The organism is Burkholderia sp. AU19243 (assembly GCF_018148075.1).
GTDB classification, from domain to species: Bacteria; Pseudomonadota; Gammaproteobacteria; order Burkholderiales; family Burkholderiaceae; genus Burkholderia; species Burkholderia latens_A.
Map to the genome: position 1 here is coordinate 228,982 of NZ_JAGSTV010000010.1, position 15,000 is coordinate 243,981.

General features: G+C 64.9%; 11 protein-coding genes and 1 rRNA gene. 1 reads left to right on the forward strand and 11 read right to left on the reverse strand.

Annotated elements, in window-relative coordinates:
- Positions 1-3: 3 nt before the first annotated feature.
- From mraY to coq7, 8 genes are all read right to left on the reverse strand, one after another.
- Positions 4-1,173, reverse strand: a complete 1,170-nt coding sequence (gene mraY / locus KDW55_RS20095) for a phospho-N-acetylmuramoyl-pentapeptide-transferase (RefSeq protein ID WP_040143311.1) — start codon at positions 1,171-1,173, stop codon at positions 4-6.
- A gap of 16 nt (positions 1,174-1,189) precedes the next feature.
- Positions 1,190-2,596: a UDP-N-acetylmuramoyl-tripeptide--D-alanyl-D-alanine ligase gene (gene murF / locus KDW55_RS20100; RefSeq protein ID WP_209821383.1), complete on the reverse strand. Its 1,407-nt coding sequence runs from the start codon at positions 2,594-2,596 to the stop codon at positions 1,190-1,192.
- A complete protein-coding gene (locus KDW55_RS20105; RefSeq protein ID WP_209821382.1) occupies positions 2,593-4,131 on the reverse strand; it encodes a UDP-N-acetylmuramoyl-L-alanyl-D-glutamate--2,6-diaminopimelate ligase in 1,539 nt (512 codons plus the stop codon). The genes murF and KDW55_RS20105 overlap by 4 nt, the downstream gene beginning before the upstream one ends.
- Positions 4,128-5,999 carry a penicillin-binding protein 2 gene (locus KDW55_RS20110; RefSeq protein ID WP_040143306.1) on the reverse strand — a complete coding sequence of 624 codons (1,872 nt, stop codon included), beginning with the start codon at positions 5,997-5,999 and terminating at the stop codon, positions 4,128-4,130. Before KDW55_RS20110 ends, KDW55_RS20105 begins: the two co-directional genes overlap by 4 nt.
- Positions 5,996-6,337: a cell division protein FtsL gene (gene ftsL, locus KDW55_RS20115; RefSeq protein WP_040143305.1), complete on the reverse strand. Its 342-nt coding sequence runs from the start codon at positions 6,335-6,337 to the stop codon at positions 5,996-5,998. Before ftsL ends, KDW55_RS20110 begins: the two co-directional genes overlap by 4 nt.
- Entirely contained in the window at positions 6,334-7,275 is a 942-nt protein-coding gene (rsmH, locus tag KDW55_RS20120; RefSeq protein WP_040143303.1) for a 16S rRNA (cytosine(1402)-N(4))-methyltransferase RsmH, read from the reverse strand. Before rsmH ends, ftsL begins: the two co-directional genes overlap by 4 nt.
- Before the next feature lie 23 nt (positions 7,276-7,298).
- Complete coding sequence (gene mraZ, locus KDW55_RS20125) at positions 7,299-7,727, reverse strand: division/cell wall cluster transcriptional repressor MraZ (protein WP_006487094.1); 429 nt, start codon at positions 7,725-7,727, stop codon at positions 7,299-7,301.
- A 388-nt stretch (positions 7,728-8,115) separates the two neighbouring features.
- On the reverse strand, positions 8,116-8,742 hold the full coding sequence (gene coq7, locus KDW55_RS20130; RefSeq protein WP_209821381.1) for a 2-polyprenyl-3-methyl-6-methoxy-1,4-benzoquinone monooxygenase: 627 nt from the start codon (positions 8,740-8,742) through the stop codon (positions 8,116-8,118).
- Positions 8,743-9,019: 277 nt separating this feature from the next.
- Between coq7 and KDW55_RS20135 the strand changes: the two genes are divergently transcribed.
- Positions 9,020-10,177, forward strand: a complete 1,158-nt coding sequence (locus KDW55_RS20135; protein ID WP_040143299.1) for a porin — start codon at positions 9,020-9,022, stop codon at positions 10,175-10,177.
- Between the two features lie 460 nt (positions 10,178-10,637).
- Here the strand turns inward: KDW55_RS20135 and KDW55_RS20140 are convergent, their stop codons facing one another.
- From KDW55_RS20140 to rrf, 3 genes are all read right to left on the reverse strand, one after another.
- The gene (locus KDW55_RS20140; protein WP_212160877.1) at positions 10,638-12,311 is read right to left on the reverse strand and encodes a long-chain fatty acid--CoA ligase; all 1,674 of its coding nucleotides are present in this window, start codon (positions 12,309-12,311) and stop codon (positions 10,638-10,640) included.
- Positions 12,312-12,447: 136 nt separating this feature from the next.
- Complete coding sequence (locus KDW55_RS20145) at positions 12,448-14,523, reverse strand: molybdopterin oxidoreductase family protein (protein WP_069240944.1); 2,076 nt, start codon at positions 14,521-14,523, stop codon at positions 12,448-12,450.
- Positions 14,524-14,877: 354 nt separating this feature from the next.
- Positions 14,878-14,990: ribosomal RNA gene (gene rrf, locus KDW55_RS20150) — 5S ribosomal RNA — on the reverse strand.
- Positions 14,991-15,000 lie beyond the last annotated feature (10 nt).

The window sequence follows — 15,000 nt, forward strand, 5'->3', positions numbered from 1 at the left end:
CCTTTACCGCAACTTGAGGGTGGACAGACCGAACAGGCAGAGCATCAGCGTAATGATCCAGAAACGCACCACCACCTGCGTTTCCTTCCAGCCGGACAATTCGAAATGGTGATGCAGCGGCGCCATCTTCAGCAGACGCCGCCCTTCGCCGTAACGCTTCTTCGTGTATTTGAACCACGACACCTGCAGCATCACCGACAGCGTTTCCGCGACGAAGATGCCGCCCATGATGAACAGCACGATTTCCTGGCGCACGATCACCGCGACCGTGCCGAGCGCGCCGCCGAGCGCGAGCGCACCGACGTCGCCCATGAACACCTGCGCCGGGTGCGTGTTGTACCAGAGGAACGCGAGCCCCGCGCCGCCCATCGCCGAGCAGAAGATCAGCAATTCGCCCGCACCGGGGATGTGCGGGAACAGCAGGTATTTCGAATAGACCGAGCTGCCCATCACGTACGCGAACACGCCGAGCGACGCGCCGACCAGCACGACCGGCATGATCACGAGCCCGTCGAGGCCGTCGGTCAGGTTCACCGCGTTGCTCGCGCCGACGATCACGAAGTAGGTCAGCACGATGAAGCCCCAGACGCCGAGCGGATAGCTGATCGACTTCAGGAACGGCAGCATCAGGTCGGCCCGCGCGGGCAGGCCCATCGACAGGCCGCTCCTCACCCAAGCCATGAACAGGTCGAACACGCGCACGTTGTTCGCCTCGGACACGCTGAACGCGAGGTAGACGGCCGCGAACAGGCCAATCACCGACTGCCAGAAATATTTCTCGCGCGACGACATCCCGCGCGGATCCTTGTAGACGACCTTCCGGTAATCGTCGACCCAGCCGATCACGCCGAAGCCGAACGTGACGAGCATCACGATCCAGATGAAACGGTTCGTCAGATCGCCCCACAGCAGCGTCGCGACCGCGATGCCGATCAGGATCAGCACGCCGCCCATCGTCGGCGTGCCGGACTTCACGAGGTGGGTCTGCGGACCGTCCTTGCGCACGGCCTGGCCAACCTTCATTTGCGTCAGCTTGCGGATCACCCATGGTCCGCACACGAGCCCGATCCCGAGCGCCGTGATGGTGGCCCCGACCGCGCGAAACGTCAGGTACGTGAACAAGCGCAAAAAGCTTGCGTCTCCTTGCAGCCATTGCGCCAGCGCCAGCAGCATGCTTCCTTCCTTCTACTCAATGGGCGGCGGGCGCCATGCCCGTCGCGGGTTGGTTCGTCAGCGCGTCGACCACGCGCTCCATCTTCATGTAACGCGAGCCCTTCACGAGCACCGTCGCGTGCGCGTCGTGACCCGCCGCCAGCAACGCGGTTACGAGCGCACCGACATCGTCGAAATGACGGGCCCTGTCGCCGTAAGCCGTGCACGCATCGCGCGACGCGTCGCCGAGCGCGAACAGCGCATCGATGCCGCGCTCGCGCGCATACGCGCCGATTTCCCGGTGGAATGCCGGCCCTTCGTCGCCGACCTCGCCCATGTCGCCGATCACCAGCACGCGCGGCGCCGGTTGCGCGGCCAGCACGTCGATCGCGGCTCGCATCGAGTCGGGATTCGCGTTGTACGTGTCGTCGACGACCGTCGCGCCTGCGAGGCTGCCGACGTTCGCCTGCTTCACCTGCAGACGACCCTTCACCGGTTCGAACGATTCGAGGCCCTGCTTGATCGCTGCCAGCTCGATGCCGGCCGCGAGCGCCGCGGCCGTCGCCGCCAATGCGTTGCGGGCGTTGTGCTCGCCGAGCGCGCGCAGCCGCACCGTCAACGCACCGGACGGCGTGTCGATCGCAAGCTCGCCGCCGTGCAGGCGGCCCGTGACCTGCGCGTCGGCCTGCCGGTCGGCGTCGTGCAGCGCGAAATCGAGAATCCGGTTGCCGGTCGCGGCGACGCGCCAGATGCCCGCGTAGGCATCGTCGGCCGGAAACACCGCGACGCCGTCCGGCGTCAGCGCGTGGATCACGGCCGCATGTTCGAGCGCGACCGCCTCGACCGTCGCCATGAACTCCTGGTGCTCGCGCTGCGCATTGTTGACCAGCGCGACGGTCGGCGCGGCGATGCGCGCGAGCACTTCGGTCTCGCCCGGATGGTTCATCCCGAGCTCGATCACCGCGACGCGATGCGCGCCCGACAGGCGCAGCAGCGTCAGCGGCACGCCGATGTCGTTGTTCAGGTTGCCGGCCGTCGCGAGCCGCGCATCGGCGCCGACTGCAGCGGCGAGAATCGACGCGATCATTTCCTTGACGGTCGTCTTTCCGTTGCTGCCCGTCACCGCGATGAGCGGCAGCGCGAAGCGCTTGCGCCACCCGTGTGCGAGCGCGCCGAGCGCGGCACGCGTTTCGCCGCCCTCGATCGCCGGTATCGGAAGACCCGTCGGCACGTGCGCGACGAGCGCTGCGGCCGCGCCGCGCGCGGCCACGTCGCCGAGGAAATCGTGCGCATCGAAGCGCTCCCCCTTCAGCGCGACGAACAGATCGCCCGGGCCGACCGTGCGGCTGTCCGTGGACACACGCTCGAACGTGGCGGCCCGATCGCCGTGGACGGTCGCACCGGGAATCAGCCGAGCGGCTTCGCCGAGACTGAGCATCGTCATTCGCCGCCTCCCTTGCCGTGCGTCGCGCGCGCCGCGAGCGCGAGCCGTGCGTGATCCTGATCGGAGAATGCGCGTTTCTTTCCCATGATTTCCTGCGTGGCCTCGTGCCCCTTGCCGGCCAACACGACGACATCTTCGCGGGCCGCGCCGCGCACGGCCTGCAGGATCGCGCTTGCGCGATCCTCGATGCGGCGTGCGCGCTCGGGCGCGGCCATGCCTGCGATGACCTGATCGATGATGCGCTGCGGATCTTCGCTGCGCGGGTTGTCGCTCGTCACGACGACTTCGTCGGCGAGCCGCTCGGCCATCGCGCCCATCAACGGGCGCTTCGTCGCGTCGCGATCCCCGCCGCAGCCGAACATGCAGACGAGCCGGCCGCCGCGCGCGGCCGCGATCGGGCGCAGCGCGTCGAGCGTCTTGTCGAGCGCGTCCGGGGTGTGCGCATAGTCGATCACGACGAGCGGTTCGTCGTTCTGCAGGCGGCCGCCGAGCCGCTGCATGCGCCCGTTCACGGACTCGAGCCGCGCGATCTCGGCAATCGCCGCGTCGAACGGCACGTCGGCCGCGAGCAGCGAGCCGAGCACCGCGAGCAGGTTGCTGACGTTGAACGTGCCGAGCGTGCCGACCTCGACGTCCGCGTCGCCCCACGACGAGCGCAGGCGGAATGCCGTGCCCGTCGGGGTCGCGCGCACATCGTGGGCGACCAGTTCGCGATCGGCGTCGGCCGCGTGCGCGTCGCCGATTCCGTATGCGATCGTGCGAACGCGCCCGGCCAGCTTCTCGAGCAGGCGCCGGCCGGCTGCGTCGTCGCGATTGACGACCGCCGCGCGCAGCCCGCGCCACGCGAACAGCTTCGCCTTCGCGGCTTCGTATGCGTCGAACGTGCCGTGGTAGTCGAGGTGATCCTGCGTGAGGTTCGTGAAGACGGCGATATCGAACGCCGTGCCGTTCACCCGGCCCTGATGCAGCGCGTGCGACGACACCTCCATCGCGACAGCCCGCGCGCCCGCGGCGTGCAGTTGCGCGAGGCTGCGCTGCAGCTGCGGCGCATCCGGCGTCGTGAAACCGGTGGGCACAAGCTGCCCCGGCATCCCGGTGCCCAGCGTGCCGATCACCGCGCACGGCTGGTGCAGCGCCGTCAGCGCCGCGGCGATCCATTGCGTGCACGACGTCTTGCCGTTCGTGCCGGTCACGCCAACGACGAGCAACTCGTCGCTCGGGTCGCCGTACCAGCCGCTGGCGATCTCGCCGGCCAGTTCGTCGAGGGCCGGCACTGCAAGCGCGGCGGGCGCCGCCGGCGCGGCCGCGAGGCCTTCCGGCTGATACAGCACGGCGGCCGCGCCGCGCGCGACGGCGTCGGAAATGAATGCGCGATTGTCCGCGCCGTCGACCGCATAGCCGAGAAACACGTCGCCGGCCTGCAGGCTGCGCGTGTCGGCGTGCAGTTGCGCCGCGGGGGTCACATGCTCGCGCAGCCACGCGAGCGCGGCTGCGATCTGCTGATGCGCCGGATGTGAACTGCGGGCGGCGCTCATCGAACAACTCCTGGTGAATTACGTGTCGTGCTGGATACGATCATATGCTTCGCACCGGCGCCTGCGGCGAGCTTCTGCGGGCCAGGCTTCGCGCCGCCCGGCTTGGCAGGGGCCGCCGCCGCGCCCGGCGCGTCGTCGGACACGACGAGCTGCTTGACCGGCATGTTCGGCGGTACGTTGAGTGCGCGAAGCGTGTCGCCGGCGATCGCCGAGAATACGGGGCCCGACACCTGGCCGCCGAAGTGGCTGCCGGCCGTCGGTTCGTCGACGGACACCGCGACGACGATCCGCGGATTGGGCATTGGCGCCATCCCGACAAACGACGCGCGGTACTTGCGCGTGTAACCGTGGCCTTCATGCTTGTACGCCGTACCGCTCTTGCCCCCGACGCGATAGCCGGCCACGGCCGCGTCCGGCGACGTGCCGCCCGGCGCGACCACCGTCTCGAGCATCGCGCGCACTTCGCGCGCGGTGGTCGGGTTGAACACCTGCGTGCCCGCAATCTGCTGGTTGGGGTCGGTCTTGAAAATGGTGACGGGCATCAGTTCGCCGTCATGCGCGATCGCGGTATAGGCGCGCGCGAGCTGGAACAGCGACGCGGACAACCCATAGCCGTACGACATCGTCGCCTGCTCGATGCGGCGCCAGCTCTTCCACGGACGCAGGCGGCCGGCCGCGGCGCCCGGGAAGCCGACCTTCGGCGCCTGGCCGAGGCCGATGCTCGTATACATATTCCACATTTCCTCGGGCCGCATCGTCATCGCGATCTTCGTCGCGCCGATGTTGCTCGACTTCTGAATCACGCCGCCGACCGTCAACGTGCCGAAACCCGCGTCGTCGGTGATCGGCGCGCCGTCCAGCACGAAGTGACCGTTGCCGGTTTCGACGAGCGTGTTCGGCGTCACGCGCCGCAGATCGAGCGCGAGCGACACCGTGAACGGCTTCATGATCGAGCCGGGCTCGAACACGTCGGTCAGGATCCGGTTGCGCAGTTGCTCGCCGGTCAGGCGCGTACGGTCGTTCGGGTTGTAGGTCGGATAGTTGACCAGCGCAAGCACCTCGCCGGTGCGCACGTCGACGACCATCGCCGCGCCAGCCTTTGCCTTGAACTTCTCGACGGCCGCCTTGAGGTTCGCATACGCGATGTACTGGATCTTGCTATCGATCGACAGGTCGACGTCCGTACCGTTGTGCGGCGGGATCTGTTCGGCCACGTCCTCCACGATGTGCCCGAGACGGTCCTTGATCACGCGACGCACACCCGACGTGCCGGACAGCATCTTCTGGTCGCCGAGCTCGACGCCTTCCTGCCCTTCGTCCTCGACGTTCGTGAAACCGATCAGGTGCGCGGTGATCTCGCCTTCCGGATAGAAGCGCTTGTATTCGTTGCGCTGATAGACGCCGGGGATGTCGAGCGCGGCGACCTTGTCGGCGATGTCGATCGGCACCTGGCGCTTCACGTAGACGAAGCCCTTGTCTTCCGACAGCTTCACGCGCAGCTCCTTCGGCGTCATGCCGAGGAGCTTGCCGAGCTGGGCGATCTTGTTCGCGTCGAGATCGTCCGGCACCGCGTCGGGAATCGCCCAGATCGCGCGCACCGGCAGGCTCGTCGCGAGCACGAGCCCGTTACGGTCGAGAATCTTGCCGCGCGTGGCCGGCAGCTCGATCGTGCGCTGATAGCGGCTTTCGCCCTGCTTCTGATAAAACGCGTTGCCCGGCCCCTGGATCCAGAACGCGCGCGCGGCGAGCGCGACGAACGCCATGAACAGCAGGAACACGACGAGTTTCGAGCGCCACATCGGCAGGTGCACGCCGAGCACCGGGCTCGACGAGAATTTGACGTCCTGGCGCTTTTGCGACGGTTTCATCGCGCGCCCCCGTTGCGCTTGGCGGCCGCGTCGGCCGATGCGGGAATCGGCGCGTCGATCGCCTTCGCGGCGCCCGGCGGCAGCGTCAGGTATTGCGTACGGCCCGTCGTGATCGGCTGCATCTTCAGCGAATCGTTCGCGAGCTGCTCGATCCGCGACGTCTTCGACAGCGCGCTCTGCTGATATTGAAGCTGCGCATAGTCCTGCTGAAGCTGACGCTCCTGCGACTGCGCACGCTGCAGCTGAATGAAGATCTGGCGTTGCTGGTTCGTCGAGTTGACGACCGACAGCGCGCAGCCCATCACGATGATCAGCAGGAAGATATTGAAGCGGCTCATGGCGTGACGCGCTCCGCAATGCGCATCACGGCGGAGCGGGCGCGCGGATTTGCGGCGACCTCGGCTTCGCTCGGGAACTGACGGCTGATGATCTTGAGCGGCGGGCTCGGGAGGTCGACGGCACGGAGCGGCAGGCGGCGATCGACCGCAGGCGCACTGGCGTGCGCCTGCATGAATCGCTTGACGATCCGGTCCTCGAGTGAATGAAAGCTGATGACCACCAGCCGCCCCCCTTGCTCCAGCAACGACAATGCCGCGTCTAGTACGACTTGCAGGTCCGCAAGCTCTTGATTGACGTGAATCCGTATAGCCTGAAAGGTGCGGGTTGCCGGATCCTTGCCCTTCTCACGGGTTTTGACGACGTGACCCACGATTTGGGCAAGCTCGCCCGTGGTGTCGAGAGGCCCAAGACGGTCGGACTCTGCCCGGCGAGCAACAAGCGCCTTTGCAATCTGAAAAGCAAACCGTTCTTCCCCATAATCCCGTATCACCTCCGTCAATTCCTGCACCGAAGCCCGTGCAAGCCACTCGGCCGCCGACTCGCCACGCGTCGGATCCATCCGCATGTCCAGCGGACCATCCGCGCGAAAGCTGAAACCGCGCGCCGGATCGTCCACCTGTGGCGAGGACACGCCCAGGTCCAGCAACACCCCCGACACCTTTTCGATACCGCGCGCCGCCAGCGCGTCGCGCATCGACGCAAAGCTGTCATGCACGATCGAGAAGCGCGCATCCTCGATGCGCTGCGCCGTCTCGATCGCCCTCGGATCCTTGTCGAACGCGATGAGCCGTCCGGCCGGCGCAAGCCGCGCGAGCACCGCGCGACTATGACCGCCGCGCCCGAACGTGCCGTCGACATACGTGCCGTCCGGCCGCGTCACGAGCGACTCGACCGCCTCGTCCAGCAATACGGTCCGATGCTGCAATTCGTTTCCCATCGCGGGCGTCTCCGTCACCGCAATCAGAACGTGAAGTTCTTCAGCGCGTCGGGCATGCCCTGCGCCATCGCTGCCTGCTCCTTCGCGTTGTAGGTCTGCGAATCCCACAGCTCGAAGTGACTACCCATTCCCAACAACATGACTTCCTTTTCCAGTCCGGCCGCCATCCGCAGCTCGGGCGATACGAGAATCCGGCCTGCGCTGTCGAGATCGACGTCCATCGCGTTGCCGAGGAAAATGCGCCGCCACCAATGGGCATCCATCGGCAGCGCGGCAATCTTGGCGCGGAATACTTCCCATTCGGGGCGCGGAAACAGCAACAGGCAGCCGTCCGGGTGCTTGGTCACAGTCACCCGTCCTTCTGCCTGTCCTTGCAGCGCTTCGCGATAGCGAGCCGGCACCGACATCCGCCCTTTCGCATCGAGCGTCAGCGCCGACGCCCCTTGGAACACTTTCCGCTCTCCCGTTCAGGGCACCGAAGCACCCGCTCAACGCTCAAGAATTTAGCCCGAACAGCCCGCCAAATCACACAAAAATACACTTTCTCACACTGTCTCCCACTTTAGAGGAAGGGTTTGGGACGGTCAAGGGAGCGGCCCGGTTTTTTGACGAATTTTGTTAGTCAGAACAAGGACTTACGCGCACATGCTCATGCGGCCCCTCATACCAAAAATCGTTATAAATGAATGAGCTAGTGCAACTTGTGAAGGTGATACGTGAGAAAGGCGGGCCAGACTGGCGTGTGGGCGGGGCTTTCGGGGGCGGGAAAACGCGGAAAAAACGGGCAATACCGAGGCGGCGAGCGGTGGGCGGCGTCCCGCGCCGCCCACCGCTCGAATGTCACAGATAGTATGCAGTGCTGGTCATGACCTTCGACGCGGCGCGCATCAACATCCGCGCCGGCAGCGGCAGTTCGATCCCGCCGGCGTCGGTCGCTGCCTTGCCGTGCTTCACCTCATCGAGCCGCATCTGCTCGACGATCGCGCGCGACGCGGTATCCGTCGCCGGCAATTCGGACAGGTGCCCGTCGAGGTGGCTCTCGACCTGACGTTCCGTCTCCGCCATGAAGCCGAGGCTGACCTTGTCCCCCAGCGCGCCGGCCGCCACTCCGATCGCGAGCGCGCCAGCGTACCACAGCGGGTTGAGCAGGCTCGGACGCGAATCGAGTTCCTTCAGCCGGTGCGCGGTCCAGGCGAGATGATCCTCCTCCTCGCGCGCGGCTTCCTCGAACATCGCCTTCGACGTCGCCGAACGCGCGGTCAGCTTCTGCGCCTGGTACAGCGCCTGCGCACAGACTTCGCCGACGTGGTTCACGCGCATCAGGCCCGCGGCATGCGCACGCTCTGCGGGCGTCAATTCGCCGGCGGGCGGCTCCGCCGGCACGGGCACGGGGCGGCTCATCCGGCTAATGCCGGTCAGCGATCGCAGGCCGCGATCGAATTCGCTGATCAGTTCATCCAACACCATCCTGTTCTCCTGGCTGCGTGTGCTGCCGCGAGCGGCAAAGGCACGTGCTCCGCTGCGTAACCGACTTGATTATTCAGCGGAAATTGCGGTTAACCCGTGATTTTAACCATTGTTGCATAAAGGAAACATGGCGGCCTTGCGCCACGGCATTTCGCTTTGTCGGAAAAAACGGCTTTGCTACATTACGAGCGACTTCTTGCGAAGTTGATGGGGCCCGTCAACACACCATAACTATCCGCCCCGCCAAAATAATTCAGTGATTCTTGGAGATCCGTTAATGAAAAAGTCGCTTCTCGCGCTCGTCGCGCTGGGCGCGTTTGCTGGCGCAGCTCATGCGCAAAGCAGCGTGACGCTTTACGGCATCATCGATGAAGGCTTCATCTTCAACAACAACGCCAAGGGCGGCCACCTGTACGGCCTGTCGAGCGGCGTGATGCAAGGCAGCCGCTTCGGCCTGCGCGGCACGGAAGATCTGGGCGCCGGCCTGAAGGCGATCTTCGTGCTCGAGAACGGTTTCGACGTCAACTCCGGCAAGCTGGGCCAGGGCGGTCTGATGTTCGGCCGTCAGGCTTACGTCGGCCTGTCGAGCCAGTACGGCACGGTCACGCTGGGTCGGCAGTACGACTCGGTCGTCGACTTCGTCGGCCCGCTCGAGGCAGGCGACCAGTGGGGCGGCTACATCGCCGCTCACCCGGGCGACCTCGACAACTTCAACAACGCTTATCGCGTGAACAACGCGGTCAAGTACACGAGCCCGACCTACGGCGGCTTCTCGTTCGGTGGCTTGTACAGCTTCGGCGGTCAAGCCGGCCAGTTCGCGAAGAACCAGGTCTGGTCGCTCGGCGCCGGCTACAACAACGGCCCGCTGGTGTTGGGCGTCGGCTACTTGAACGCACGCACGCCGGCGAACTTCGGCGGCATGTTCAACACGGGCGCATCGGCTGCCGCGACGGCCGTGTCGTCGCCGGTTTACGGCGCGTATGCGAACAGCGCGAACACGTATCAGGTCATCGGTGCAGGCGGTGCGTATACGTTCGGCGCAGCGACGATCGGCGCGACGTACTCGAACACGAAGTTCAAGGGCTTCTCGGTCGGTCCGTTCGTGAACCAGACCGCGACGTTCAACAACGGCGAAATCAACTTCAAGTATCAGCTGACCCCGGCGCTGATCGTCGGCGCCGCGTACGACTACACGCAAGGCAGCAAGATCGATGGCAATTCGGCGGCCAAGTACCACCAGGGCTCGCTGGGTGTCGACTACTTCCTGTCGAAGCGCACGGACGTCTACGTGATCGGCGTGTACCAGCATGCTTCGGGCAATGCGCTCGACTCGGCAGGCAACGTCGTTCAGGCACACGCTTCGATCAACGGCCTCGACCCGTCGACGACCACCAACCAGGTCGCAGCACGCGTCGGCATCCGTCACAAGTTCTAATCAGCTTGTCTGACAAGCCGCAGCATCTTGAAGGCGCCTCCGGGCGCCTTTTTCCTTTTGGCGCCCGGAAGTGGGGGCTGGGACCGGCGGGTGGCGGGTGGCGGGTGGCGGGTGGCGGGTGGCGGGTGGCGGGTGGCGGGTGACGGGTGACGGGTGACGGGTGACGGGTGACGGGTGACATGATCGGCTCTCGACGCGCTCACCGCGATGAACAACAGTTCGTTCCGCTGAACCGGCGCCAGCGCAAACGCCAGCCTACGAACGACACACACCGGGATAAACGCACGTGCGACCGGATCGTTCGCGTCCTGCCCATCAACGCGTTAGAGGAGCCCGCAGCATTCCGGTCGAACGTGCATCGTTGCGGCGACGGTCGCACAAAGGCACCACAACGCCGCATCCCCCACCAAGCACGAAAAACCCGGCTCGGAAGCCGGGCACGATCGCTCGATGTCGCGAGTCATGCGCGTCCGTCGCGCAATTCGCGCCGCAGGATCTTGCCGACGTTCGTCTTCGGCAGCTCCGTGCGAAACTCGACTAGCTTCGGCCGCTTGTAGCCGGTGAGCCGCTCCTTGCAGTACGCGAGGATGTCCTTGTCGGTAAGCGTCGGATCCTTCTTCACGACGAACAGCTTCACCGCTTCGCCCGAATGCTCGTCCGGCACGCCGACCGCCGCGACCTCGAACACGCCCGGATGCGACGCCACGACGTCCTCGACCTCGTTCGGATACACATTGAAACCCGATACGAGGATCATGTCCTTCTTCCGATCGACGATCTTCACGTAACCGCGCGCGTCCATCACTCCGACGTCGCCCGTCTTGAAGAAGCCGTCCGGGCACATGACTTTCGCGGTTTCGTCCGGACGGTTCCAGTAGCCGGCCATCACCTGCGGGCCACGGATACAGATCTCGCCCGGCTCGCCGAGCGCGACGTCATTGCCGGCGTCGTCGCGGATCGCCACTTCCGTCGATGGCAGCGGCAGGCCGATCGTTCCGCTGTATTCGGTCGCCGTCACGGGATTGCAGGTCGCAACCGGCGAGGTTTCCGACAAGCCATACCCTTCGACAATCGCCGTATGAGTCCGCTCGTACCAGCGTTTCGCGACCCCTTCCTGGATCGCCATGCCGCCGCCGTTCGCGATCGCCAGCTTCGACAGGTCGAGCTGGTCGAAATCGGGATGGTTCAGCAGCGCGTTGTACAGCGTGTTGACGGCCGGAATCGTCGAGATCTGATAGCCCTTCAGCTCCTTGATCATTCCGCCGATGTCGCGCGGGTTCGGGATCAGGACGCCCATGCCGCCCGTGCGCATCGTCAGGAAGCCGCAGACCGTCAGCGCAAACACGTGGTAGAGCGGCAACGCGACGACCGTCACGAATTGCTTCACGTCGGGATACTTCTCGTGCGCAGGATGGTGCCACGCGCCGGCCTGCAGCACGTTCGACACGATGTTTCGGTGCAGCAGCGTCGCGCCCTTCGCGACGCCGGTCGTGCCGCCGGTGTACTGCAGGAAAGCGATGTCGTCGGGGCCGAGCTTTTGCGGCTTGAACGTCTGCCGCGCACCTTCCGACAGCGCGGCCTTGAAGCGTGTGAACGACGGCAACTGCCACGCCGGCACCATCTTCTTCACATTGCGCACGACATAGTTGACGAGCCAGCCCTTGATGCCGAGCAGGTCGCCCATCGAGGCGACCACGACATGCTTGACCGCGGTATTCGCGATGACGGCCTGCAGCGTCGATGCAAAATTCTCGAGGATGACGATTGCCTCCGCCCCGCTGTCCTTCAGCTGATGTTCGAGTTCGCGCGGCGTATAGAGCGGATTGACGTTGACGACCGTATAGCCCGCGCGCAGCACGGCGACGATCGCGACCGGGTACTGCAGCACGTTCGGCATCATCAGCGCGACGCGCGCGCCGCGCTTCAGGCCGCGCGATTGCAGCCACGCGCCGAACTGGCGCGACAACACGTCTAGCTCGCCGTACGTGATGCGCTTGCCCATGCAGACAAACGCGTCGCGGTCGCGATACTGTCTGAAGCTTTCGTCGAGAAGATCCGGAATGGAAGGATAGGGAGACGCGTCAATTTCGGCTGGAACGCCGGGTGGATACGATTTCAGCCAAATTTTGTCCATGCCGCGCGTCTCCTCACAAATTTTCGAATGGTCGTGCTAAAACGCATCGTAGCGGCTCGCCGGTGCCGAGACAACAGGGTTAGATGCCCACTTCGAACTTTCGAATGAATTCGTACGATGATATCGCGAAGTTCGGTCAAATCCGCTCAACCTCCACGAGACAGTCGTAAAACGTCGCCGAGTTGCCGAGATCGGTCAAAGCCTGGCTCGTCACTTCGTTTGCGTTCCGCCCGTCCGGCGCCAACTTTTTCCACCAGATCGACAGGCCGACGACGAGTCCCGGCCGCGCGCGATCGGTAATTCGCGCAACGGCCTGCATCGATCCGCGGTCGTTGAAGATGCGCACGACGTCCCCATTCTCGATCCCGCGCGCATCAGCGTCTGTGGGGTGCATGTCGAGATGCGGCTCGCCTTCGGTGCTGCGCAGGCTATCCACGTTTACGAACGTGCTGTTCAGGAAGTTTCGGGCCGGCGGCGAAATCATCGCAAGCGGATAGCGCGCGGCGAGCTCGGGCGCGGATTCCGCCGATTCGAACGGCGGCAGGTAATCGGGCACCGGGTCCAGCCCCATCTGCTCGAGGCGCGCGCTGTAGAACTCGCACTTGCCGGACGGGGTGCGAAAGCCGCCATTCGCGAACGGGGCATCCGCAATCTTGAGCTTCAACCAACCTGCTCGCTTCAGCGAGTCCCAGTCGCTGCCCAGCACCGGATCGTTCCAGCGCAACGCCGCCCGCGCGACCTCTTCGTCGCTGAGATAAAGCGCAGGCTCGTCGAGCCCCATGCTGCGCGCGATACCGCGAAAGATTTCGGTGTTTGGCCGCGCTTCGCCGACCGGCGCAATCACGGGGAGATTTGCCATCACGTACGTGTGGCCGTACGACTTGTGGACATCGAGATGCTCGAGCTGCGTCGTCGCCGGCAGCACAATGTCGGCGAAATCGACCGTATCTGTCTTGAAGTGCTCAAGAACCACTGTAAATAGATCGTCGCGCGCGAAACCCGCTGCCACTTTCGACGAGTCGGGCGCAACCGCAACCGGGTTCGAGTTGTAGACGATCATCGCTTCGATCTTTGGCCCGAAGGTCGTATCGCCGGGATGCAGCAACGCGTCGCCGATCGCGTTCATGTTGATGCTGCGCGGCAGATGGCGCGGCCAGCCGGGCATCAGATCCGGGCGCAGCAGCGCCGCATGATCGACCGGGGCGGATTCCGATGACGAAAGCAGCAATCCGCCGGCGCGGTCCCGCCACGCGCCCGTCAGCGCAGGCAGGCTGGCAATTGCGCGCACGGCGTTGCCGCCGCCGCGTACGCGCTGCATGCCGTAATTCAGGCGGATCGACGCCTTGCGCGTCGTGCCATAGCGGCGCGCCAGATCAATCAGTTCCGACGCTTCGATGCCGCAGATCTGCGCGACACGCTCGGGCGGAAACGATAGCGCTCGCGCCTTCAGCGCGTCGAAACCGAGCGTATGCCGGACGATGTAGTCATGATCGAGCAGATCTTCAGTGATCAGCACGTGCATCATCCCGAGCGCGAATGCCCCGTCGGTGCCAGGCTTCAATGCGATGTGCTGATGACATTTCTCTGCGGTCAGCGAGCGATATGGATCGATTGCGATCAGACGGGCGCCTCGGCGCTTGGCCTCCTGCGCGCGGGTCCAGAAGTGCAGGCTCGATGCGATCGGGTTGGCGCCCCAGATCAGGATCAGCTGGCTTTCCTCGAAATGCTCGAGGTGCATGCCGACGTTTCCACCGTACGTATAGCGCAGTCCCGCCGTACCGGCTGCGGCGCAAATTGTCCGTTCCAGCCTCGATGCGCCGATTTTGTGGAAAAACCGCTGCGCCAGGCCTTCACCCTGCACGAGGCCCATCGTGCCCGCATAGCTGTACGGGACGATCGCCTCCGGCGCGCGCGCGGCGATTTCAACCAGACGACGACCGATCTCATCGAGCGCTTCGCCCCAGCTAATCGGCACGAAGCGCCCTTCTCCCTTTGCTCCCACGCGCTTGAGCGGCACGGTCAAACGGTCGGGATGGTGAACGCGTTCCGCATATCGGCTGACTTTCGTACATAACACGCCTTGCGTGGGTGGATGATCAGGGTCGCCGGTGACCTTGATCGCCCTGCCGTTTTCGACAGTCACGCGCATTGCACACGTGTCCGGGCAGTCATGCGGGCAGACGGCCCGGACTGTCTGTGTAAGGGCGTTCATCGTTGTGGTTGCAGACTGGTGGAGGTCCGCAAATTCTACGTGGAAGGGCGAAATAACGCGTCGTTTTGCGGGAATTTCCGCTAAGTTTGGCGACAAGGCGGCACCGGCGGACAGCGTATATCGGCGCTGCGCACGGCTTTACCATGCCGATACAACGATGCGGCGACGGAGGATTGAAGTTGGGTTCACCTGCCCTGCCCTCGGGACGGTAAAGCGATCCGCACTGATGATGGATCTTGCGGTGGCGCGGCCCGCAGGCGCCCGCGGGCTGCCAGCGCCTCTCACGCTGCCATTTCCGCCGCCGCAAATGCAAAAACCCCCGCCTGCTTGGGCGGGGGTTTCTGGCTTGAGGGAGCCTGACGATTACCTACTTTCACACGGGAATCCGCACTATCATCGGCGTAGAGTCGTTTCACGGTCCTGTTCGGGATGGGAAGGGGTGGGACCGACTCGCTATGGTCATCAGGCAAAGAGGGT

Coding starts and splice junctions, on each gene's coding strand:
- mraY (WP_040143311.1), bottom strand. CDS start 1,173: ATGCTGCTGGCGCTGGCGCAATGGCTGCAAGGAGACGCAAGCTTTTTG.
- murF (WP_209821383.1), bottom strand. CDS start 2,596: ATGACGATGCTCAGTCTCGGCGAAGCCGCTCGGCTGATTCCCGGTGCG.
- KDW55_RS20105 (WP_209821382.1), bottom strand. CDS start 4,131: ATGAGCGCCGCCCGCAGTTCACATCCGGCGCATCAGCAGATCGCAGCC.
- KDW55_RS20110 (WP_040143306.1), bottom strand. CDS start 5,999: ATGAAACCGTCGCAAAAGCGCCAGGACGTCAAATTCTCGTCGAGCCCG.
- ftsL (WP_040143305.1), bottom strand. CDS start 6,337: ATGAGCCGCTTCAATATCTTCCTGCTGATCATCGTGATGGGCTGCGCG.
- rsmH (WP_040143303.1), bottom strand. CDS start 7,275: ATGGGAAACGAATTGCAGCATCGGACCGTATTGCTGGACGAGGCGGTC.
- coq7 (WP_209821381.1), bottom strand. CDS start 8,742: ATGGTGTTGGATGAACTGATCAGCGAATTCGATCGCGGCCTGCGATCG.
- KDW55_RS20135 (WP_040143299.1), top strand. CDS start 9,020: ATGAAAAAGTCGCTTCTCGCGCTCGTCGCGCTGGGCGCGTTTGCTGGC.
- KDW55_RS20140 (WP_212160877.1), bottom strand. CDS start 12,311: ATGGACAAAATTTGGCTGAAATCGTATCCACCCGGCGTTCCAGCCGAA.
- KDW55_RS20145 (WP_069240944.1), bottom strand. CDS start 14,523: ATGAACGCCCTTACACAGACAGTCCGGGCCGTCTGCCCGCATGACTGC.